The sequence below is a fragment of the Luteibacter sp. KNZ12-1A genome (assembly GCF_056755675.1).
Genome location: NZ_JBPGXU010000049.1, coordinates 1 through 21,515, shown reverse-complemented (window position 1 = coordinate 21,515; position 21,515 = coordinate 1). Strand labels below are relative to the sequence as shown.

General features: G+C 67.2%; 20 protein-coding genes. 8 read left to right on the top strand and 12 right to left on the bottom strand.

The genetic code is table 11. The features are described from left to right. Positions 1 to 2: 2 nt before the first annotated feature. Together ACR9ZJ_RS11470 and ACR9ZJ_RS11465 are read right to left on the bottom strand one after the other, a co-directional pair. The gene (locus tag ACR9ZJ_RS11470; RefSeq protein ID WP_481287820.1) at positions 3 to 995 is read right to left on the bottom strand and encodes an arabinose ABC transporter substrate-binding protein; all 993 of its coding nucleotides are present in this window, start codon (positions 993 to 995) and stop codon (positions 3 to 5) included. Positions 996 to 1,035: 40 nt separating this feature from the next. Beyond that, on the bottom strand, positions 1,036 to 2,034 hold the full coding sequence (locus ACR9ZJ_RS11465) for a 2-dehydro-3-deoxygalactonokinase (protein ID WP_481282365.1): 999 nt from the start codon (positions 2,032 to 2,034) through the stop codon (positions 1,036 to 1,038). A 104-nt stretch (positions 2,035 to 2,138) separates the two neighbouring features. Between ACR9ZJ_RS11465 and ACR9ZJ_RS11460 the strand changes: the two genes are divergently transcribed. Next, on the top strand, positions 2,139 to 3,014 hold the full coding sequence (locus tag ACR9ZJ_RS11460; protein WP_481282366.1) for a LysR substrate-binding domain-containing protein: 876 nt from the start codon (positions 2,139 to 2,141) through the stop codon (positions 3,012 to 3,014). Between the two features lie 224 nt (positions 3,015 to 3,238). Here ACR9ZJ_RS11460 and ACR9ZJ_RS11455 read toward each other — a convergent pair whose 3' ends face one another. The 5 genes from ACR9ZJ_RS11455 to rpsU all read right to left on the bottom strand — a co-directional run bounded on the left by ACR9ZJ_RS11455 (position 3,239) and on the right by rpsU (position 6,919). After that, positions 3,239 to 3,853 carry a DedA family protein gene (locus ACR9ZJ_RS11455; RefSeq protein ID WP_371022415.1) on the bottom strand — a complete coding sequence of 205 codons (615 nt, stop codon included), beginning with the start codon at positions 3,851 to 3,853 and terminating at the stop codon, positions 3,239 to 3,241. 91 nt (positions 3,854 to 3,944) lie between these two features. Further along, positions 3,945 to 5,690: a DNA primase gene (gene dnaG, locus ACR9ZJ_RS11450; RefSeq protein WP_481287819.1), complete on the bottom strand. Its 1,746-nt coding sequence runs from the start codon at positions 5,688 to 5,690 to the stop codon at positions 3,945 to 3,947. A gap of 51 nt (positions 5,691 to 5,741) precedes the next feature. Beyond that, entirely contained in the window at positions 5,742 to 5,915 is a 174-nt protein-coding gene (locus tag ACR9ZJ_RS11445; protein ID WP_072322409.1) for a DUF1328 domain-containing protein, read from the bottom strand. 211 nt (positions 5,916 to 6,126) lie between these two features. Then, complete coding sequence (locus ACR9ZJ_RS11440; RefSeq protein ID WP_481282369.1) at positions 6,127 to 6,570, bottom strand: GatB/YqeY domain-containing protein; 444 nt, start codon at positions 6,568 to 6,570, stop codon at positions 6,127 to 6,129. 133 nt (positions 6,571 to 6,703) lie between these two features. After that, entirely contained in the window at positions 6,704 to 6,919 is a 216-nt protein-coding gene (gene rpsU, locus ACR9ZJ_RS11435) for a 30S ribosomal protein S21 (RefSeq protein WP_029213735.1), read from the bottom strand. A gap of 65 nt (positions 6,920 to 6,984) precedes the next feature. On the opposite strand from rpsU, the gene tsaD reads away from it, so the two are divergent. From tsaD to ACR9ZJ_RS11415, 4 genes are all read left to right on the top strand, one after another. Further along, positions 6,985 to 8,028: a tRNA (adenosine(37)-N6)-threonylcarbamoyltransferase complex transferase subunit TsaD gene (tsaD, locus tag ACR9ZJ_RS11430; protein ID WP_481287824.1), complete on the top strand. Its 1,044-nt coding sequence runs from the start codon at positions 6,985 to 6,987 to the stop codon at positions 8,026 to 8,028. A gap of 60 nt (positions 8,029 to 8,088) precedes the next feature. Next, entirely contained in the window at positions 8,089 to 8,448 is a 360-nt protein-coding gene (gene folB / locus ACR9ZJ_RS11425) for a dihydroneopterin aldolase (protein WP_306849135.1), read from the top strand. Positions 8,449 to 8,472: 24 nt separating this feature from the next. Then, complete coding sequence (gene folK / locus ACR9ZJ_RS11420) at positions 8,473 to 8,982, top strand: 2-amino-4-hydroxy-6-hydroxymethyldihydropteridine diphosphokinase (protein ID WP_481282371.1); 510 nt, start codon at positions 8,473 to 8,475, stop codon at positions 8,980 to 8,982. A gap of 379 nt (positions 8,983 to 9,361) precedes the next feature. Continuing rightward, positions 9,362 to 10,216, top strand: coding sequence for a DUF6159 family protein (locus tag ACR9ZJ_RS11415; RefSeq protein WP_481287818.1), 855 nt, complete (start codon positions 9,362 to 9,364; stop codon positions 10,214 to 10,216). A gap of 3 nt (positions 10,217 to 10,219) precedes the next feature. Here ACR9ZJ_RS11415 and ACR9ZJ_RS11410 read toward each other — a convergent pair whose 3' ends face one another. Both ACR9ZJ_RS11410 and ACR9ZJ_RS11405 read right to left on the bottom strand, forming a co-directional pair. Further along, positions 10,220 to 10,957, bottom strand: coding sequence for a pteridine reductase (locus ACR9ZJ_RS11410; RefSeq protein ID WP_481287817.1), 738 nt, complete (start codon positions 10,955 to 10,957; stop codon positions 10,220 to 10,222). A gap of 64 nt (positions 10,958 to 11,021) precedes the next feature. After that, positions 11,022 to 11,681 (bottom strand): hypothetical protein, encoded by a 660-nt coding sequence (locus tag ACR9ZJ_RS11405; RefSeq protein ID WP_481282374.1) that lies wholly within the window; start codon positions 11,679 to 11,681, stop codon positions 11,022 to 11,024. Positions 11,682 to 11,854: 173 nt separating this feature from the next. Here ACR9ZJ_RS11405 and ACR9ZJ_RS11400 point away from each other — a divergent pair, with 173 nt between their 5' ends. Both ACR9ZJ_RS11400 and ACR9ZJ_RS11395 read left to right on the top strand, forming a co-directional pair. Beyond that, positions 11,855 to 13,966: a TonB-dependent receptor gene (locus ACR9ZJ_RS11400; protein ID WP_481287816.1), complete on the top strand. Its 2,112-nt coding sequence runs from the start codon at positions 11,855 to 11,857 to the stop codon at positions 13,964 to 13,966. A gap of 76 nt (positions 13,967 to 14,042) precedes the next feature. Then, positions 14,043 to 15,236 (top strand): class I SAM-dependent methyltransferase, encoded by a 1,194-nt coding sequence (locus ACR9ZJ_RS11395; RefSeq protein WP_481287815.1) that lies wholly within the window; start codon positions 14,043 to 14,045, stop codon positions 15,234 to 15,236. A gap of 169 nt (positions 15,237 to 15,405) precedes the next feature. Here ACR9ZJ_RS11395 and ACR9ZJ_RS11390 read toward each other — a convergent pair whose 3' ends face one another. Genes ACR9ZJ_RS11390 through ACR9ZJ_RS11380 form a run of 3 tightly spaced genes read right to left on the bottom strand, consistent with a single transcriptional unit; the run spans position 15,406 to position 19,681 of the window. Next, positions 15,406 to 16,635, bottom strand: a complete 1,230-nt coding sequence (locus ACR9ZJ_RS11390) for a multifunctional CCA addition/repair protein (RefSeq protein WP_481287814.1) — start codon at positions 16,633 to 16,635, stop codon at positions 15,406 to 15,408. Between the two features lie 8 nt (positions 16,636 to 16,643). Continuing rightward, the gene (locus ACR9ZJ_RS11385; RefSeq protein WP_481287813.1) at positions 16,644 to 17,582 is read right to left on the bottom strand and encodes a complex I NDUFA9 subunit family protein; all 939 of its coding nucleotides are present in this window, start codon (positions 17,580 to 17,582) and stop codon (positions 16,644 to 16,646) included. Next, the gene (locus ACR9ZJ_RS11380; protein WP_481287812.1) at positions 17,579 to 19,681 is read right to left on the bottom strand and encodes a transglycosylase SLT domain-containing protein; all 2,103 of its coding nucleotides are present in this window, start codon (positions 19,679 to 19,681) and stop codon (positions 17,579 to 17,581) included. Before ACR9ZJ_RS11380 ends, ACR9ZJ_RS11385 begins: the two co-directional genes overlap by 4 nt. Positions 19,682 to 19,826: 145 nt before the next feature. Here ACR9ZJ_RS11380 and ACR9ZJ_RS11375 point away from each other — a divergent pair, with 145 nt between their 5' ends. Next, positions 19,827 to 21,479 (top strand): glycoside hydrolase family 17 protein, encoded by a 1,653-nt coding sequence (locus tag ACR9ZJ_RS11375; RefSeq protein WP_481287811.1) that lies wholly within the window; start codon positions 19,827 to 19,829, stop codon positions 21,477 to 21,479. Positions 21,480 to 21,515 lie beyond the last annotated feature (36 nt).

Genomic DNA, 21,515 nt, shown 5'->3' with positions numbered 1-21,515 from the left:
CGTCAAAGCCCCATGTCCTTGCGGATCTCCGCGGCGTTGGCGCGGGTGATCAGCTGGCCGGTGGTGAGGGTGAGCTGCGGCGGCGCCTTGCCGTTCTTGATCCATTCGTACATGTTCACCGACGTCTCATAGCCGTGGCGTTTCGGGCTGATCAGCACGCTGCCGAAGAAGCCGGTCGGCTGCGCCTTGGCGAATTCGTTGAGCGCCGACTTGCTGCCGCCGATGCCCACGCCGATCATGTTGTCGGCGCGGAAGGTACGGCCTTCCGCCGCGCGCACGGCACCGAGCACGGCTTCGTCGTTGAGGCCGAAGGCGATCCAGTGCTTGTACTTCGGGTTCTGCGTGATGGCGATGTTCGCCGCGTTGAAGGCGTTCTCGGTATCGGTCTTGGCCTGCGGCGCGTTGACCACGTTGGCCTTCGGGAAGCCGGCCGCGGTGAGCGCGGCGATGGCGCCGTCGGTGCGTTCCTTCGCCGTCGGCAACTGGTCGTAGGAGATGCGCAGGGCGCCGGTTTCCTCCGGCTTCCAGCCACGCTTCTTCATCTCCGCGGCGATCGCCTCGCCGACCTGCTCGCCGATCTTCGACGCCGAGATGCCCATGTGCGGGACGGATTCGATCGGCTTGCCGGAGCCATCGACGAGGCGGTCGTCCACCGTCATCAGCTTGAGCTTGTCGATCCTGGCCTTGGCCACGATCGAAGGACCGAGCTTCACGTCGGGCGTGCAGATGATGAAACCCTGCGCATGCTGCGACTTCAGGTTGTCGATGGCGGTGAGGACCTGGCCGCCATCCGGCGCGCCGATCTTCACCAGGGTGAAGCCTTTCTCCTTCGCCGCCTGTTCGGCGTACTTCCATTCGTCCTGGAACCAGGGTTCCTCGGGCTGCTTCACCACGAAACCGATCTTCACCGGGTCGTCGGCGGCGAAAGCGGGCGCGGCGGTCACGGCCAGCGCCAGGGCGAGGGCGCGGAGGCCCAGGGCGATCTTCGTCTTCATGCGTTCCCTCCTCGGGTGATTCGGATGGCCATGGGCCGTGTCAGTCGACCAGCCCGCGACGACGGGCGACGGCGATGGCGCCGTATCCCGCGAGGTCGCGTTGCTCGTCGTCGCCCAGCACGGTGACCGTGCCGGAGAAGAAATCGTCGCCCTCGACCAGCCGGCCGATCGCTTCGCGCAGGATCGGCTTGCCGCTGACGACGAAGCGCGTGCCCGGACTCATCCGGATCGCGCTGGAATTCTTGAGGGTGAGCAGGTCCGAGCCGAGCACCGCGCCGAGCAGGAAATTGGCGCGCGCATTGGCGTCGTACACCGCGAACTGGTCGAGGATGCGCACGCTGAAACAGGCACGGCCCAGGCCGATCTTCTTCGCGGAAGCGGCACCGGCCAGCAGCATTTCGGCATCGATGCGCTTGGCGAAGCCTTCCTTCAGCGAGCCGGCGAGGATGGTGTCGTGCGATATCACGTGCAGCAGTTCGCCCGCCAGCGTCGTGACGCAGCCGTCGATGCGGCGCTTCGCATCGATGCTGACGAACTTGGAATGGGAGCCGGGCAGGACGATGACCGTTGGCTCGTCGAGGTTCAGCCGCTCGACCAGGGCGAAGGACTCCACTTCCTCGCCGCGCATCATGTCCATCGCCTCGCAGTTGTGCAGGCCGATGTGGTCCACCGCGTTGCGCACGCCGGGCACGAACCAGATCGGCTCGTGCCAGACGTTGGCGATGAGGCTCTCGCGCATGGCGGCGGCGAGGTCGTCGATGCCGGCGGCCGCGACCACATGCGGTATTTCGCACAGGCCCATGTTGGAGGTGATCATGCCCGAAGCGATGGCGCGACCGATGTCGGCCTTGCCGAGGTTCGCCGCCGCGAGGGCTTCGGCGATGGTTTCGCGCACGCCTTCCTCGAGTTTCGCCGTGCTGCCGGTGATGGCGGTATCGCGCACGCCTACCTGCCGGGCGGCCTGTCCGACCACGTCGCCGTCGTGCCAGACGGTGACGCGGGTGTTCGTGGTTCCGGTGTCGACGGTGAGGATGTTCATCGAGGGTCCGATCGAAAGCGCCATGGATTCTTGGCGTTGCCTGCCGAGGCAGGCAAACTAGAAATTCTTCGGGGTTTCCCCAAGTTTTTTTGAACGAGTCCGCAATGAAGCGCTCATTACCCCTCAATGCCGTGCGCGTGTTCGAGCTTGCAGCGCAGCATATGAGCTTCACCAAGGCGGGCGAGGAACTCTCGCTGACCGCCGCGGCGGTGAGTGCGCAAGTCAAGTTGCTGGAGTCGTACCTCGGCACGCCGCTCTTTGTGCGAAGCAACAATCGGCTGTCGCTCACGGCGGCGGGCGAAAATTATTTTCCGCGCATTCGTGACGCTTTTCGTGCGTTGCAGCACGCCACGGACCAGGTGATGGGGCAGCGCCATGCCTCCTTGCGCGTCTCCGTGCCGCCCACCTTCGGTACGAAATGGCTGGTGCCGAGGTTGTTCCGCTTCTTCGCCAGGCATCCGGACATCGCCGTGGAAGTGGTCACCGACGGTGGCGACGAAGGGGGTTGGGACCTCGCCATCGACGATCGCGTGAGCGAAGGCGCCGGCCAGTCCATCCTCGTGGTGAGTGGCTACACGCCGGTCTGTGCTCCCGCGCTCGCCGAACAGGTGCGCGGACCGGCGGACCTGCCCGCGCAGATGCTCCTGCACGAACGTCCGGGCCGTCGTGCCGCGGCGGCGACGGGATGGGACCAGTGGTTCGAGCGCGCGGGTGTCGAACCGGGACCGGTGTCGCGAGAGATGGGTTTCAGCGACGGCACGATGATGCTCCAGGCGGCGATCGAGGGGCAGGGCGTGGCGCTGGCCCAGGAACTGCTGGTGGCCTACGACCTGACCGCGGGCCGCCTCGTGGCCCCGTTCCACCTGGCGTTGCCGCTGCATCACACCTATTACCTGGCGGTATCCCGCGACGCCGAGCCGCGCGAGGAAACCACCGTCTTCCGCGACTGGCTCTTCGCCGAGATCACGGCAGCCGGTTGACCGGAACCGGTGGGAGCGGCTCCACGGGTGGGAGCCGATAAATCGGCAAGCTGGCCGGGTCTGGCCGGGTTCTGCTGGGAGCCCACCCTGTCGGCGATCCGCACCCCTCTGTGGGAGCCGCTTCAGCGGCGATGGGTGCTTGCCTCAGGCTGGCCCGCTGCCGCGGGATCGCCGACAAGGTCGGCTCCCACCGGGTAGCCCTGCCTGGTGGTCCGCCGCGGGGATCAGCAGTCCCGCGTGGCCTTCTTGCGGCGCCACCAGATCACGCCCAGCACGACCAGCGCGGCGGCGATCGCCAGCCAGACGCCGGTTTGCCCGCGATGGATCCACATCGCCAGCCACTCGTGGTTGTGTGCGCCGAAATACCCCAGGTAGACCCACAGCGGCACGCTGATGGCCGCGGCGAGACCGTCCAGCAGAAGGAAGCGGAAGAAGCCGACGCGATGGGTGGCCCCGGCGGTGATGAACACGGCGGTGCGCATGCCCGGAAGGAAGCGGGCGACGAACATCATGCGGTTGCCGTAGCGCTCGAACTTCTCCTGCACCTTCGCGTAGCGCTCGGGCGTGAGCAGGCGCGCGACCAGGCGCCAGCTCATGATCCTCCCACCGAAGTGACGGCCCAGCAGGAACATCGTGGAATCGCCCACGAGCACGCCGGCCATGCCCACGCCGACCATCGTATGGACGTCGCCGTAGCCAAGGCCGGTGATGATGCCGCCGGCCACGAGGGTGATGTCCTCGGGCAAGGGGATGCCTGCCCCGCAGAGCATCAGGGCGAAGAAGACGGCGAGGTATCCGTTCCTTCCGAAGAAATCGACGAGGTCGTTGAGCAGGTCCATCAGTAGCGCGCGAATCCGGCTGGGGCCGGTCCCTTGGAGGAACGAGGCCGGGATGATCCCACGGATCGCGTTACGCCCACGATGCGGCGCATCATTCGTCGTCCGCCGGAGCGGGTATGGCGCGGGCGGCGAGGAGGACGCGAAGTTCGGCCTTTTCCGTGTCGTCCAGGCCCTCTTCGCGGCTCTTGGCGATCAGGTACTCGCGGCGATCCGACACGGCCTGGTTCTGCATGTTGATCAGCGCGCCGCGGAACTCCGAGCGCTGGGCGTCCGGATCGACCAGCAGTCCCAGCTGCATGAGCTTCTGCAGCGCCGGGTATTCCGGGCGGTCCATGAAGTTCTCCACGAGCACCGCGGAATTGATGCCCGGTCGGCTCCGCGCGATATCGATCAGTTCGGCCAGGAGGTCGACACCGTTCCGGTTGTAGCGCAGGAACGGGTAGGGGACCTCCACCTCCTCGGCCAGCGCAGGCTGTGCGAGGAGCATGGTGATCGCGCTACGGACGAGGCTTCGCTGGCCACCTCCGGACGGGCGCGGGGCGGCCGTTTGCCGGGGGGCGGGCTCAGCGTCCAGGACCGCCTTCGCGCCCGTGCGGCGCTCCAGCTCCTGCGCCATCAGGTCGCGGAAAGCGCCGTCGGGCAGCTTGGCGATCAGTGGACGGGCGCGTTCCGCGAGACGCGCGCGCCCGTCGATCCGGGTGACGTCGACATCGCGGGCCAGTTCCTCGAAGAAATACTCCGACATCGGCATGGATTCCTTCATGCGCTTCTCGAAGCCCTCCTTGCCTTCCTTGCGTACGAGGGTGTCCGGATCTTCGCCGTCGGGCAGGAACAGGAAATGGGCCTGGCGGCCGTCGCGCATGCGCGGCAGGATCGATTCCAGCGCGCGCCATGCCGCCTGGCGACCGGCGCGGTCGCCGTCGAAGCAGAAATACACGTCGGGTGCCGCGCGGAAGAGCACTTCGGCGTGTTCCGGCGTGGTTGCCGTACCGAGCGTGGCGACGGCAATGGGCAGGCCGGCCTGATGCAGCGCGATGACGTCCATGTAGCCCTCCACCACCATGATCCGGGTGAGGTGCTGGTGGGCCTGCTTCACCTGCCACAAGGCGAACAACTCGCGGCCCTTGTGGAAGAGCGGTGTCTCGGGTGAATTGAGGTATTTCGGGCTCTGGTCCGACGACAGCACGCGTCCGCCGAAGGCGATCACGCGGCCGCGCCGGTCGAGGATCGGGAACATCACCCGCTCACGGAAGCGATCGTAGCGATTGCCCCGCTCGTTGCTGGCGACCATGCCGGCTTCGTTGAGCAGCTGGCGCCGACGGTCGGAGGTGCCCAGCGCCTTCAATACGCCGTCGAAACCGGCGGGCGCCCAGCCGATGCGGAAGCGCTTGACGATCTCGTCGTCGAGGCCGCGCCGGTCGATATAGGCACGGGCCTCGGCGCTGTTGTCGAGTTCGCGCTGGTAGAAGCTGGCGGCGTCGTCGAGCAGGGAGTAGAGGTCGCTGCGGTCTTCCCGCGGCTTATCGTCCCGGCCGCCCTCGTAGGGCACCTTCAAGCCCACGGACTGGGCGAGTTCCTCGATGGCGTCGGGGAATTCGAGGCGGTCGTAATCCATGATGAACTTGATCGCGCTGCCATGCGCGCCGCAGCCGAAGCAGTGGAAGAACTGCTTCTGCGGGCTCACGTAGAACGAGGGCGAGCGTTCGTTGTGGAAGGGGCAGCATGCGGTCCATTCGCGCCCGGCCTTCTTCAGCGGCACGCGCCGCTCTATCACGTCGACGATGTCGACGCGAGTCAGCAGTTCATCGATGAAATTGTCGGGAATACGGCCACGCATCAGTCCCCTAGGATGCCATGCATCCGCTTCCGTATGGAGCCTGGCGTACCTTTAGAAGGCGAGCTTGAAGACGCCGATGACGGCTAGGATCGCGATCACGAACAGGATCAGGAAGATGGCGAAGCACACCTTGGCGATGGTGGCGGCGACGCCCGAGACCCGGCTGAAGCCGAGGGCGCCGGTAACCAGGGCGATAAGGCCGAAGATGATGGCGTACTTGAGCATGGAAATCCTCCGTCAGGCGCCGGAGGGTGGCCCGCCAGCCGCGCCGCGCAGGATGCTGGCAGCACCGTGGCGAAGCCGTGAACGGTCACCGTTAGTTGAAGCGGCGATTTGGTGGGAGCCGACCCTGTCGGCGATGGGTGCCCGCAATACACTGTGGGAGCCGGCTCCCACCAGGGTCGGTTCCCAATCGGCTCGGTTCCCGCGGAGGCTATCAGGCCAGCCTGGCCTTCACCTTGCCTGCCACGGCGGCCATGTCCGCGCGGCCGGTGGCCTTTTCCTTGATCAGCGCGACCACCTTGCCCATGTCACGGGCGGTGGTGGCTCCGGATTCGGCGATGGCGGCGTCGATGATGGCGTCCAGTTCGGCCTCGCCCAGCTTGGCGGGCAGGTAGCCGTCGATCACGCCCATCTCGTAGCGCTCGATATCGGCCAGATCGGTGCGACCAGCCTTGTCGTACTGCTCGATCGAATCGCGGCGCTGCTTCTGCATCTTCTCGAGCACGGCGAGCACCTGGTTGTCGTCCAGCTCGATCCGCTCGTCGACCTCGCGCTGCTTGATCTGGGCCTGGACCAGGCGGATGACGGCCAGGCGGTCCTTTTCACCGCCCTTCATGGCGGCCTTCATGTCTTCGGTGATCTTTGCCTTGAGGCTCATGTCTTTTCTCCGGGACGACGAAAAGCCGGCTTCACCTTTCGGCAAAGCCGGCTCGGGATTTCCGCCTGAGTGCGGGGGCAGCGTAAACGCGCCAACCGCGTTACCATGCCGGCCACGAGGACCGGCTGGTACATCAGTACATGCGGGTCCGGCGCGTCGTGTCGCGGGACAGACGGCGCAGGTGGCGCTTCACAGCAGCAGCGCGCTTGCGCTTACGCTCCTGGGTCGGCTTTTCGTAAAATTCGCGCTTGCGCGTTTCGGCCAGCACGCCAGCCTTCTCGCACGTACGCTTGAAGCGGCGAAGGGCAAGCTCAAACGGCTCGTTCTCGCGGACTTTAACGCTCGGCATGGAAACTCCACTTGATTAAACTGACCCGTGAATCCGGGTGAGCCGTGGATTATAACGTGATCGAGATGAAAAATTCAAAGCCCGTTTTGGGCGTGGAAACCTCCTGCGACGAGACCGGCGTGGCCCTGCTGCGCTGGGACCCCGAGAAGCCTGGCCGGGGGCTGCTTTCCCACGCGCTCTTCAGCCAGATCGCCCTGCATGCCGAATACGGCGGCGTGGTGCCTGAACTGGCCAGCCGGGACCATGTGCGCAAGCTGCTGCCCCTGGTCAGGGAGGCCTTGAAGGAGGCCGGCATGACCCCGGCGGACCTCGGTGGCGTGGCCTATACGGCGGGGCCCGGCCTGGTCGGCGCCCTGCTGGTCGGTGCCTCGGCGGCCCGGGCCATGGCCTGGGCGCTGGGTGTGCCCGCCATCGGGGTCCACCACATGGAAGGCCACCTGCTCGCGCCGCTGCTCGAGGACGATCCGCCGGAACCGCCCTTCGTCGCCTTGCTGGTCTCGGGTGGTCATTCGATGCTGGTGGAGGTCAAGGCGATCGGCGAGTACCGGATCCTCGGCGACACCCTCGACGACGCCGCGGGCGAGGCCTTCGACAAGACGGCCAAGCTCATGGGCCTGCCCTACCCGGGCGGCCCGGCGCTGGCGAAGCTGGCCGAGGAGGGCACGCCGGGACGCTTTCGTTTCTCGCGCCCGATGGTCGACCGGCCGGGTCTGGACTTCAGCTTTTCCGGCCTGAAGACCCAGGTGCTCCTGGCCTGGCAGGCGTCGGACAAGACCGATCAGACCCGTGCCGACATCGCCCGCGGTTTCGAGGAGGCGATCGTCGACACCCTGGCCATCAAGTGCCGGCGCGCGCTGGAGGTCACCGGGGCGAAGCGGCTGGTGATCGCGGGCGGCGTGGGCGCGAACAAGCGGCTGCGCGAACAACTGGCGCAGGCCGCCGGGGCGGACGGATTCCGGGTGTATTTCCCGCGCCTGGCGTTCTGCACCGACAATGGCGCGATGATCGCCCTGGCCGGGGCGATCCGGCTGGCCGTGGGCCAGCACCAGGACGAGACGATCCAGGTGTATCCGCGCTGGAGCCTGGAGACATTGCCGCCAGCGGCCTGAGTGCTTGCGAAATCGCCCCTCCTCGCGGACCCTGTAAGGCCCTTCGCAGCACCTGACTCCATGGATATCGTCTTCATCGAAGACCTGCGCATCGACGCGGTCATCGGCATCTACGACTGGGAACGCCGCATTCGGCAGACCCTGTCGTTCGATCTCGAGATGGCCTTTGACAACCGCCGGCCGGCCGCCAGTGACGACATCGCCGACACGCTCAACTACAAGTCGATCTCCAAGCGCCTCCAGGCTTACGTGGAGGCTTCGAGCTTCGGCCTGGTCGAGACGCTCGCCGAGCGCTGCGCGGAGATCGTGCGCGAGGAGTTCGGCGTGACCTGGGTGCGCCTGAAGCTTTCCAAGCCCGGCGCGGTACGCGGGGCCCGCGCGGTCGGCGTTCGCATCGAACGCGGCACGCGTCCGGAATGATTAACCCGATGGACAAGCACTGACGTGGGGCGCGCCTACCTCAGCCTGGGCTCGAACATCGATGCGGAACACTGGCTCGGTCTTGCGGTGGCCGAGCTGCGCCGCCGCTTCGGAGCGCTGGACGTTTCGCCGGTTTACCGCAGCGCGGCGGTCGGCTTCGACGGACCTGACTTCCTCAACCTCGCCGTGGCCCTTGACAGCGACCTCGGTCCCGACGACCTCAACGACTGGCTGCACGCGCTGGAAGATCGCCACGGGCGCGTCCGTGGCGGTGAGCGCTACGCGAGCCGCACCCTCGATGTGGACATCGTGCTCTACGACGACCTCGTGCTGAGCGGGGAAGGGCATCTGGAGATCCCTCGCGGTGAGTTGCGTCACGCCTTCGTGCTGAAGCCCATGGCCGATATCGCGCCGGCGCTGCGTCACCCGGTGAACGGCCGGACGATGGCGGACCTGTGGGCGGCCTTCCCGCAGGAGAGCGAGCCGCTGGTGGTGGATGAAGCCTGCACCCGCGCCGTGGCCGCACCCAAGTAAGAAGCGTTCCCGAAGCACGAGCCTTCCGGTGGGAGCCGGCTTTCTTGTGGGAGCCGACCCTGTCGGCGATGGGTGCTTGCCTCAACCTGGCCCGCTGCCGCGGGATCGCCGACAAGGTCGGCTCCCACAAGGTATGTCCGGCATGTGGGTCCGCTTCCATGTGGGTCCGCTTCAAGGAAGACGGATTTCGCTCTTGTGGGAGCCGACTTTGTCGGCGATGGGTGCTTGCTTCAACCTGGCCCGCTGCCGCGGGATCGCCGACAAGGTCGGCTCCCACCGAGTTTCGGTTGGCTGGTTTCCATCTTCGGCCGGTGACGCTGGCGACTGCTCGCGCAAGATGCTACAACGCGTCCACATCGGACCAAGGGGAAACAAGGAAATGGGTAAGTTCGCACGCAGTTGGGCGCTGATGAAAGCCAGCGCCAACATCCTCCGGCAGGACAAGGAATTGATGCTCTTCCCGCTGCTCGCGGGGCTGGCCTCGCTGGTGGTGATCGCCACCTTCGCATGGCCTGTCATCGCCCTGGTCTCGCACAACCAGGTGGACCTCGAAGGCCAGCGCCAGCATGTCTCGCCGATGTTCCTGCTGGTGAGCTTCCTCTTCTACTTCGTCCAGTACGCCGTGGTCATCTTCTTCAACGTGGCGCTGGCTTCGGCCGCGCTGATCCGTCTGGACGGCGGCAATCCGACCCTCGGCGATGGCATCCGCACGGCCATGGGCAAGTTACCGAACATCCTCGGCTACGCCCTGATCGCCGCGACGGTGGGCATGATCCTTCGCGCGTTGCAGGAACGCCTCGGCTTCATCGGCCGTCTCGTGGTCGGCCTGATCGGCTTCGGTTGGACGGTGGCCACCTTCCTCGTCGTGCCCGTGCTCGCCGCGCAGGACGTCGGCCCCATCGATGCGGTGAAGCGCAGCGCCGGCGCGTTGAAACAGACCTGGGGCGAGAACCTGATCGGCAACGCCGGCATCGGCCTGGCCGGCGGCATCCTCACCTTCTGCCTGATCTTCGTCAGCGGCATCCTGTTCTTCGCCGCGGCCAGCACGCAGTCGGTGGCATTGATGGTGGCGGTGGGCGTGATCGCCATCGTCGGCCTGGTCGCGCTCAGCCTGTTCCAGGCGGCGATGCATGGCGTGTACTCCGCGGCGTTGTACCGCTATACCCAGGAAGGCGATCCGGGCCAGGGTTTCGACCGCGCGCTGCTCGAATCGGCGTTCCGCCAGAAGAACTGACGCTCAGATCGTCAGCGCCCGCCCGCCGTCCACGCGCACGACCTGCCCGGTCGTGTAGCGTGCGTCGAGCAACAGCCAGCGCACGGCTTCGGCCACGTCCGCCGGCTCGCCCTTGCGGGCGAGCGGCGTCTTCGCGATGAGCGTCTCGGCAGCTTCTTCCGGTTTGCCCGACTCGGGCCACAGGATGGCACCGGGAGCGACCGCGTTGACACGGATATCGGGTGCGAGATCCTTCGCCAGGGCGAAGGTGAGCATCGCCAGCGAGGCTTTCGCCATCGAGTACACGGCGTGCCCGGCGAGCGGGCGCTCGGCGTAGATGTCGACGATGTTCACGATCGCTCCCTTTGCCTCGCGCAGTGCGGGCGTGGCCGCTTGCGCCAGGAAAAAGGGCGCGCGCGCGTTCGCGGCGAACAGGTCGTCCCAATGCGCGGGCGTGGTCGCGCCGACCGGGGTGGGGTAGAACGCGGAGGCGTTGTTGACCAGTCCGTCGAGGCGGCCGAAGCGCTCGACCACGGAGCCGACGAGGACCGGCAAGGCGTCGTCGTCTTCCAGCGCGGCGGCGAACGTGGCCGCGCTGCCCGTGCGGGCGGCGTTGAGCTCACGCGCGAGCGCGTCGGCCTCGCCGGCCGAACGCCGGTAGTGGATCGCCACGACGCAACCCGCGGCGTGCAGGCGCCTGACGATGGCGGCGCCGACGCGGCGCGCGCCTCCGGTGACGAGGACGACCGGCTGCTTGTTCATCGTGACTCCCTGTAGATGCGCCCGCGAGCTTGCCGCAAACCGGCGCCCACGTCACCGGGCATCGCTACGCGTCCGCTTCCGGCGAAGCCTGTTCGTCTTCCTCGACGTGCACCTCGCCACTGAACAGTTCGATCGCCGTCCGCGCCACCTGTCCGGTGTCGTAATAAGCGTAGGCTCCCACGCCCAGGGCGCCGACGATGGGCAGCCAGCGCGAGATGCCCTTGCCGACGGCGCGCTTGGAGATACTGACGCCGATGCGCCCGGCCAGCCGCTGCAATACCCCCGTGGCGGCGGTGCGGAAGACCAGGCGGTCGCCGACGCGGATGGCCACGTCGCGGAAGGCCTGCGCGGCGGTATGGCGAAACAGGCACCAGAGCATCTGTTCCCGCCCGAGCCGGGCGGTCTTGCCATAGGCGGCGGCGATATCGCTGACCAGCTGGCCCTGGATGCGCCAGATCGCGACTAGCTCCGGCAGCACGGTCAGCCATCCCAATGGACCTGGCGGCAAGGCCAGCGACCCGGCCGTCACCGCGGCCTTGTTGGCGGCCGTGCTGGCCAGGCGGCGCGCTTCTTCCTCCGCCGTGCCCTTGCTGGCGGGGGAGATGTCGCTATCGGGAATCCGGCTGACGAACTCCAGGATGGCCCTGGCGACAGGGCTGTCGGCGCGGCCGCCGCTCGTCGCGACGATTTCCTTCGATGTCGATGTGGCGTCTCGTTTCGCCATCGGTTTCTCCAGGGGTCAGGACGGGCATGGTCGCCGCGACGGCGTGAGTCGATCATGAAGCGCCGTGAAAGCTGGCGGAAAGCCACGCCCGGCACAGTCGCCTCGCCCAATTCCCCCTTGGCGTGTCCGCAAGAAGATACGTTATAACATTTCGATCCTTGGAAAAATCCACGATGACCCCTGCTCGCCTCGCGCTCTGCATCGCCCTCGCCCTGTCCGCCGCACCCGTTTTCGCGACCGACGACAGGCCGCCGCCGAAGGCCACGGACCTTGGCGAGGTGGACGTGACCGCCCGGCTGGACGAAGCGCGGAACAGCCTGTCGCCCGACACGGGCAGCAGCCAGTACGTCATGGACCGGCAGACGATCCAGGCCCTGCCGCTGGGCGATTCGACGCCGTTGAACCAGGTGATCCTGCAGGCGCCGGGCGTGGTCCAGGATTCCTACGGCCAGTTGCACGTGCGCGGCGACCACGCGAACCTGCAGTACCGCATCGACGGCGTGCTCATCCCGGAAAGCATCGGCGGCTTCGGCCAGACCCTCGACGCGCGCATGATCCAGAACGTGAAGCTGCTCACGGGTGCCTTGCCCGCGCAGTACGGCGAGCGCACCGCGGCCATCGTCGACATCACCACGCGTTCGCCCAAGGAAGACGGCGTGGGCGGCAGCGTCGGCATCACGGGTGGCCAGTTCGGTACGCTGAACCCGAACGCGACCCTGTTCGGCCGCAGCGGCGCCTGGAGCTGGTTCCTCACCGCGAACTACCTGGAGAACGACGTCGGTATCGAGAACCCGACCGCCAGCCGCAAGCCGATCCACGACCACACCAACCAGGTGAAGGCATTCGGCGATATCTCCTACCTGATCGACAACGACACGCGCCTCAGCTTCCTGTTCGGCGCCACCAACAACCGTTTCGAGATCCCGAACAACCCGGACCAGACGCCGCAGTTCGGCTATCTCGACGTCACCAACTTCGACTCGGCCCAGCTCAACGAGCGCCAGAAGGAAAAGACGCGCTTCGGTGTGTTGAGCCTGCAGGGCAAGATGGGCGACACGGCATATCAGGTCTCGGCGGGACAGCGTTACAGCAGCCTGGACTTCACCCCGGACGACATCGGCGACCTGATGTTCAACGGCGTCGCTTCGGACGTGAGCCGGGCGAACCGCGCGAGCACGCTGCAAGCGGACTTCTCCACGCCGCTGGGCGACAGCCACACCTTGCGCTATGGCATCTACGGATCGTTCGAAAGGGCGAACGCCACCAACGACGCGCTCGTGTTCCCGGCCGACGCGGACGGCAACCAGACCTCCACCACGCCGCTGAACATCGTCGACGCCAGCCGCATCATCGCCCGCACCTACGCGCTCTATTTGCAGGACGAGTGGAGCATCGGCGAGAAGTGGACCGTGAACTACGGCGTCCGCGCCGATCGTTACGACGCCTTCCGCACGGAAAGCCAGCTGAGCCCGCGCGTCGGCGTGGTGTATCAACCCACGGACAGCACCACGATCCACGCGGGCTTCTCGCGTTACTTCACGCCGCCCGCGTCGGAGATGATCAGCCCCACCTCGATCGCGAAGTTCGCCGGTACCACCAATGCGCTGCCGGACAACGGCAACGACACGCCGCTGGCCGAGCGTTCCAGCTATTACGACATCGGCATCTCGCAGAAGCTGGGCGATGCGTGGACGGTGGGCCTCGACAGCTATTCGCGCCATGTGCAGCGCATCCAGGACGAAGGACAGTTCGGCACCGCGCTGGTCTATTCCACGTTCAACTACGACCAGGGCAAGGTCAAGGGTGACGAACTCACGATCAACTACGACGGTGGCGCGCTCACCGCGTACTTCAACTTCGCGTACAACCGCTCGGTCGGCAAGCGGATCATCACCGGCCAGTACAACTTCAGCCCGGACGACCTGGCCTATATCCAGGATCACTTCATCCATCTCGACCACGACCAGAAGTACACCTCGTCGGGTGGCATCAGTTACGCCTTCGCGGATTCGACGCGGATCGGCGCGGACTACCTGTTCGGCTCCGGCCTGCGCCGCGACGGCATCGTGCCCAACGGCGACACCATGCCGGCGTACTTCCAGCTCAACCTGAGCGTGTCGCGGGATTTCCATCTCACCCCGGCTGGCGCCACGCATGCACAGCTTGCCCTGGTGAACGCGCTGGATCGCACCTACGAGATCCGCGATGGTTCGGGCATCGGCGTGGGCGCACCCCAGTTCGGTCCGCGCCGCGGCCTGTTCCTGTCGTTGCAGCAGGATTTCTGAGGGCCCGGTCCATCGCTTGACGCCGCCTGGGCGGGGCTTCCGTTATCCTGCGCATTCGTCTACGAATACGCATGGCATGAACGTCAACCTCCCCGCACCCGGCGCCGACGAGCGCGCCCATTCCGATCACCTCGTCGCCCTGTTGCGCGAGGAGATCGCCTCGCACGGCCCCATGCCTTTCTCGCGCTTCATGGAGCGCTGCCTGTACACACCGGGATTGGGCTATTACAGCGCGGGCAAGGCCAAGTTCGGCGCCGAGGGCGATTTCGTCACGGCGCCGGAACTGGGCACGCTGTTCGCCCGTTGCGTCGTGCGCGCGTTCGAGCCGGTACTGGGTTCGCTCGGAGCGGAGGCCGGGTTCCTCGAACTCGGCGGTGGCAGCGGCGCTTTCGCGGAAGCGGCCCTGCTTGCCCTCGACGCGGCCGCATGCGCGCCACGGCGCTACATGATCCTTGAACCGAGCGCCGACCTGCGCGAGCGCCAGCGTGAACGTCTTCGCGCCGCGCTTCCCGCCGCCTTGTTCGCGCGCGTGGCATGGCTCGATGGACCGCCGGAGGCCGAGTGGGAAGGCGTGCTCTTCGCCAACGAGGTGATCGACGCGCTGCCGACCACGCGCTTCACGGCTCGCGACGGCGAGATCTACGAAGAACACGTCGTCCTCGATGGCGAGGGCCGCTTCGCGCGCAACGATCGCCCCGCCGATGCCTTGGTGGGCGGCGCCGTGCGCCATGTGGAGCGCGATCTCGGCCGTGAATTCGAAAACGGATACCGCAGCGAGATCCTGCCGCAACTGCCCTATTGGGTGCAGGCGGTGGCGGGAAGCCTGCGTCGCGGCGCGATGTTGTTCGCCGACTACGGGTATACCCGCGGCGAGTTCTACCAATCCGAACGCACGGACGGAACCTTGCGCGCCTTCTATCGCCATCGCGTGCACGGCGATGCGTTCTTCATGCCGGGATTGCAGGACCTCACCGCGTCGGTGGACTTCACCGCCCTTGCCGAAGCGGGCAACAGCGCCGGATTCGGCGTCGCGGCGTATATGCCGCAGGCCCGGTTCCTGCTCGCGGCCGGAATGCAGGATTTCTTCGAGAACGACTACCTCGCGCTTGCCGACGAGGCGGCGCGCTACCGCCTCGCGCAGGAGGTGAAGAAGCTCACCATGCCCGACCAGATGGGCGAGCGCTTCCAGGTCATGCTGTTCGCCAAGGGCATCGACGCGGCGGCGCTGCCGGTCGAGGTGATGGCCGCCGACCAGGGGGCGCGGTTGTAGCCGATAGGGGTTGTATCACCTCGATGGAGGCGTTCGCGAACCCATCGCCGACAAGTCGGCTCCCACCCGGTCGGGGCGTAGCCGGCTCCCACCCGGTCGAGGCGCAGGTGGCTCCCCCCCCGGTTGAGGCGCAGGTGGCTTTTGTGGGAGCCGACCTTGTCGGCGATAGCTACGGAGCGGAACGAGGCACGCCCGCGATCGCCTGCACCTGCGCCTTCTTCATCGCCTCGCCGATCGCCGGTCCTTGCAGCCCCCGTTCGACGAACGGCTGCGATGTGACCGCTGCCGCGGCTTCACGGCAGGCCCGCAGGAAATCGGCCTGCGGATACGCGGCTTCTTCGCTTCCCAGCCGGCCGCGCTTGTCGGCCATGCACGCGAGCAGGAAGGTCTCCAGGCGTTCCGGACGGCGCAGGGCCCCCAGCGTATCCAGCAGGCGCAGGATCGTCGCCGGCTTCAGCTCCAGCGCCATGTGCGCGTTGAGATGATGCTTGCACACCACCTCCGCCATGAACGCGTACTCCGCCGGCACCTTCAATCGGGACGACATCGCGCGCACCGGCTCGACGCCACGTTGCTCATGCATGATGTGGCGTGGCAGCACGTCGGCGGGCGTGAGCGCCTTGCCCAGGTCGTGCGTGAGCGCGCACCAGCCGACCAGCGCATCGCCGGGAGCGAGCTTCGCGGCGGCATCGAGCACCATTTCCACATGGATGCCGGTGTCGACCTCCGGATGGAATTCCGGCCGCTGCGGCACGCCATAGAGGGCATCCACCTCGGGGAACAGCACGCGCAACGCGCCACTGTCGCGCAACACGCGAAGGAAGGCGGAGGGGGCGGGTTCGGCGAGCGCCTTCCGCGTCTCGGCCCATACGCGTTCCGGTACCAGGTGATCGACTTCGCCGTCCTCCACCATGCGCCGCATCAAGGCCATGGTTTCATCCGCCACGGTGAAGCCAAGGGGAACATAGCGGGCCGCGAACCGCGCCACCCGTAACAGGCGCACCGGATCTTCCGCGAAGGCATCGGACACGTGGCGGAGCGTGCGCGTGTGGATGTCGCGGACGCCGCCGAACGGGTCCACGAGCGAACCATCCTGGTGCCGGGCGATGGCGTTGATCGTGAGGTCGCGGCGTTCCAGATCCTGCTCGACGGTCACCGACGGATCCGCATGGAAGGCGAAGCCGTGGTAGCCGCGGCCCGTTTTCCGTTCCGTCCGTGCGAGGGCGTACTCCTCCTTGGTTTCCCCATGCAGGAACACGGGGAAATCCTTGCCCACGGCCTTGTAGCCGGCGGCGAGCATCTCCTCGGGTGTCGCGCCCACCACCACCCAGTCACGGTCGACCACGGGTCGACCGAGTAATTCGTCGCGAACGGCACCGCCGACCAGATAGATGTCCATGTGTCCTTTCAAGGGCGACGCCGGCTGCGCGCCTCGTCCAGCCGGTGCTGGCGCACCGATGGGCCGAGCAGGCGTGGCAGCCACGCGGAGAAACGCTGTGGATCGATGCCCAGTTGCGCCAGGCCGTCGACCTGGCCGACCGAATCGGTGAGCAGCGAACGGAAGTTGTCCGGCGTGAACGGCTTGCCCGGTACGAATTGGGCCACCTGGGCCTGGAGCCGTCCCAGCGCGTCGGGCATCGGCAGCACCGCGCGGCGGCGGCCACGGGCATCGCGGATCGCGCGCACGATGTCGATCAGCGTCCATGTTTCCGGGCCATACAGCTCGTAGGTACGCAACACCGACGAGGGGTCGCCGACGGCGCGCGCGATGGCCTCGGCCACGTCGCCGACGTAGACGGGCGCCATTTTCGCCCGCGGCCTCGGCAGGGGCACCACGGGCGCCATGCGCAGCAGCCGGTCGAAGCGGCTGACGAGACCGTCGCCGGGGCCGAAGATCGTGCTCGGTTCGTAGATGGTCCAGTCGAGCGTCGAAGCCTTCACCAGCGCTTCCGCTTCGCCGCGCGCGCGAAGGTATCCGGAGTGACCCTGTCCCGCCTTGAGCGAACTCATCAGGTGCAGGCGATGCACGCCCGTGTCCTTGCAGGCGCCGACCACGAGTCGGGTCAGCTCCGGATAGACACGCGCGAAGGTGTTCCTGCCGCTCTCGTTGAGGATGCCGACGAGATGGATCACGGCATCCGCGCCCGCGATATGCCGGCGCAGGGTGGGCGAATCGTAGATGTCGGCGCTGCTCACCTTGACGTTACGGCCCACGGCGCTATGGCGGCGGCCTTCGCGATTGCGCGAGAGCAGCAGCAACTCGTGTCCGTCGGCGGCGAGCCGCGGAACGAGGCTGCCTCCGACGAAGCCGGTGCCACCGAGGATGACGATGCGCCGCGCTTTCACCGCTGCGGCTCCTGTGGCGCGGGTGCCGACGACGCCTCGGCCGGAGCGGGCTCCATCACGGCGGGCGCCGTCGGTGGCGCGGCTTTCGCCACGGCAGGCGCGGGACAGGCCACCGGCTTGCGCACCGCGCCAGGCGAAGGCAACGCGTACGTGCTGCCGAGGCGGGTCATGCGTGAGCCGATGGGCAAGGCGTTGCCGTTGAGGCGCCAGTCGTAGATCACCGCGAAAGCCATCACGCGCGCGACGTATTCCCGCGTTTCCTTGTACGGAATGCTGGCGACGAACAGGTCGGGATCGAGCGTGCCGCGTGCTTCCACCCACTGGTCGACCTTGTTCGGCCCGGCGTTGTACGCCGCGCTGGCGAGCCAGGGCGCGCCGTTGTACCGCGCGGCCATCTGCGCGAGGTAGCGGGTTCCGAGCACGATATTGGTGGTGGGTTCGTAGAGGCTGTCGCCGCCGGACCACGACAGGCCGTTACGCTTGGCGACCAGCGCCGCCGTGCCCGGCAGCAGTTGCATGAGGCCGCGCGCGTCGGCACCGGAACGCGCGTCGGTCATCCATGCGCTTTCCGCGCGGATGATCGCGTAGGCCCAGGGCGCCTCGATGCCTGCCTGGCTGGCCTGTTCCACGACGCCATCCTGGCGCGCCAGCGGGAAGCGCTGTTCGTAGAGACGCAAGGCGTCGCCGGACGAGAGGCCGAATACCGCACGGTCGTACCAGCCCTTGCGGAACGCCAGGTCGGCGGCCAGTCGCTGGGTTTCCGCATCGCGGCCGGCGAGCGCGGCCGTCCACTCGCGACGGCCGAGCTTCTGCAGTCCCACGGCGTAGAGTTCGAACGCGCGGTCCAGGCCCGGATCGGCCAGCAACGCGGCCTCGCGTGCTTCGTCGGTGGCCATGCTCGAAGGGCAGATCGCATAGGCGGTGTCGATCCGGTCGGCGGCGAGGAAGCCGAAATAGGTGGCTTCCTGGGCCACGGAGCGGTAGACCGGTTGGGCGTCGCCCTTGCGGCCCAGCTTTTCCAGCACGAGCGCGCGGAAATAGCGCCACTCGCCATCGTCTTTCTGCGACTCGCCGAGCGCGTCGAGCGCCGCCAGGGCGGCTTCCCAATCCTGCCGTGCGAGGGCGACCCGCACGCGCCACTCGCGTGTCGCGTCGGTTTGCGCGCCGGGCGGCAAGGCGGCAAGGCGTTCGAGCGCGGACTCGTCGAAGTCGGTGGCGTGGAACAGCGCCAGTGCGTTCTCGATCGCGCCTTTCTGCTGCTCGCTGAGGGAGAAGCGCGGCGCCAGCGTCGACCAGGCCGTATCGGCCACGGTCGACTGCTTGCGCGCCATGCGCTGCAGGGCCAGCGTCACGGCCTGGCGATGGCGCGGTGTGTCGGGCCAGGTGGAAGCGGCACGCAATGCGCTGGCGGGATCGTTCAGCGCCTGGGCGATGCGCTGCGCGGCGATCGCGTCCTCGGGCGGCAACCACGGCGCCAGCGAGGCCACCGTGCCCCCCTTGCCCGCCTCCGCGGCCGTCTGGATGCGTGTCCACAGGCGATCGGGTGTCAGCAGCCCCTGGTCGTGCGCGGCGGCGATCGCGGGATCGCAAGCGTTCGGCAGGCTGGCCTTTTTCCACAGGTCGGCGAGGTCGCGGTCGAACACCAGCGGTTCGTTGCGCACGAGCTTCGCCTGCAGTGCGAAACAACTCAACGAGTCACCCAGGCCGGGCTGGTACATCGCGCTGAACGTGGTCCAGTCCTTGCGCCGCGCAAGCTCGCCCAGGAAATCGCGGCGCAGGTCGGCGGCGGGGATGAGGCCCGGATAACGGGCGAGATAGGCATCCACGCGCGCGCGATCCAGCGTGCGCAGATCGTGCTCCAGGGCCGCCGCTTCCAGATAGGGGAAGAGCACGTAGCCCTCCAGCCCGGCCGCCTGCGCCTTCCACGCATCGCCGCCTTGCTGGGCCACGGCGTAGGCCTGGCGGAAACGGAGGCGCTGGGCTTCCGTGCCCTCCGCCGATGCGTTGAACGTGGCGGCGGCGCCACAGAAGGCGAGGACGACGCCGGCCAGCAGGCGGAGGGAACGGGCGGCGCGTCGCGATGCCGGGGCGGGGACCATGGGATTCCTTCACGGGTACGTACCGCATGATTGTAGGGGAAGGACGCCCGCAGGCCGGATGAACATCCTGAACGACGGGAATCGCCCTCCTGCCTGCGGGCCGTTAAGCTTGTGCCGCTAACTTTGGCTTTCGACCTGGAACGGCATGCCGCCACACACTTCCTACGCGCGGTTCGCGCGACCGCTCGCCTGGATCGTCCTCGTCCTCGCCGCCGTGTTCGGCGCGGCCTACTGGTGGTCGCTCGGGCGTCCGGTGAATCTGCCGGATTCGCCCACGGCCCGCATCGCCTGCGTGTCGTACGCACCGTTCCGCCTCGAAGGAGAGACGCCGTTCGACCCGCACGCCTTCATCCCTCCGGAGCGGATCGAGGCGGATCTCAAGGCCTTGTCCACGCGTTTCGATTGCGTCCGCACCTACTCGATGAACCAGGGCCTGGGCGCCGTGCCTGATATCGCCCGACGCTACGGCATGAAGGTGCTGATGGGCATCTGGCTCGGTCGCGATCCCGTCGCCAACGAGCGGGAGATCGAACTGGGCCTGGCGGCGGCGAGGCGCGACCACGATGCCTTGCGTGGCATCGTGGTCGGCAACGAGGTGCTCCTGCGCAACGAACTGTCCGAGCATGCGCTGGCAGCCTATATCGAGCGGGTGAACGCGGCGACCGACGTGCCCGTCACCTATGCCGATGTCTGGGAGTTCTGGCAGAAGCATCCGGCCTTGGCCAAGGTCACCGACTACATCACGATCCATATCCTTCCGTACTGGGAAGACGAGCCGGTGGCGCCGGAAAAGGCCGTGCAACACGTGGCCGACGTCTACCAGAAGATGAAGGCGGAGTTCCCGGGCAAGCAGGTCATGATCGGCGAAACCGGCTGGCCCAGCCAGGGACGCTCGCGACGCGACGCCAGCGCGAGCCTCGTCAACGAGGCGCGCTACGTGCGCGAATTCCTCAACTACGCCGCCACCGTCGACATGCCCTACAACGTGATCGAAGCCTTCGACCAGCCATGGAAACGCGACCTGGAAGGCACGGTCGGCGGCTTCTGGGGCATCTTCGACACGCAGGCCAGGCCGAAATTCGCCATGCAGGGACCCGTCGTGGAGGAGCCGCGCTGGACCTGGGCGATCGCCGCGGGTGGCGTAGGCGCCCTGCTGTTCCTGCTGGCCGGTTCGATCCGGCGGCGCTGGCACGGCATTCCGGGTTGGTTGGCGCTGGCCCTGGCCGGTTTCGCCACCGGCACCGCGCTGGCGGCGCATGCGCGGCTACTGCTCTTCGCGTGCCGCAACGATATGGAATGGATCGTGGGCATCGCCATCGGTGTCGCCGGAGGATCGACCGCCCTGTCGTTGGCGCGTGCGATCGCGTCCCGCCTCGCCGCCCCGGTGAATCCGGTTGCGGTCGCGCCGTCGCCGGTCGAGCGTCGACGGTTCGGTATCGCGTGGACGGACGAGTTCACCCCGCAACGCTTCTTCTGGATGTTCGTCCTGACCCTCTACGGCCTCCTGGTGGTATTCAACGGCCGTTATCGCGATTTCCCCATCGGCCTCTTCGCGATGCCGTGCATCGGCTTCCTCGTGCTGGCGCTGTTGCGCACGCGCGACCGCGCGCTCATGCCGCTGGTGGAAGAGCGGCTCATGGCGATCTGGCTGGCGCTGCTCGGTGCGAGCGTGGTCGTACAGGAAATCGGTGCGAACGCGGTGTCGTGGGGATGGCTGCTGTTGAACCTCGCCCTGGCACTGCCGGTGTTGATCGCCTGGGTGGGAGCCGACCCTGTCGACGAAGGACGCTTGCCGTAACCGGCACGCTGCCGAGGCTGTCTCTTATACACATCT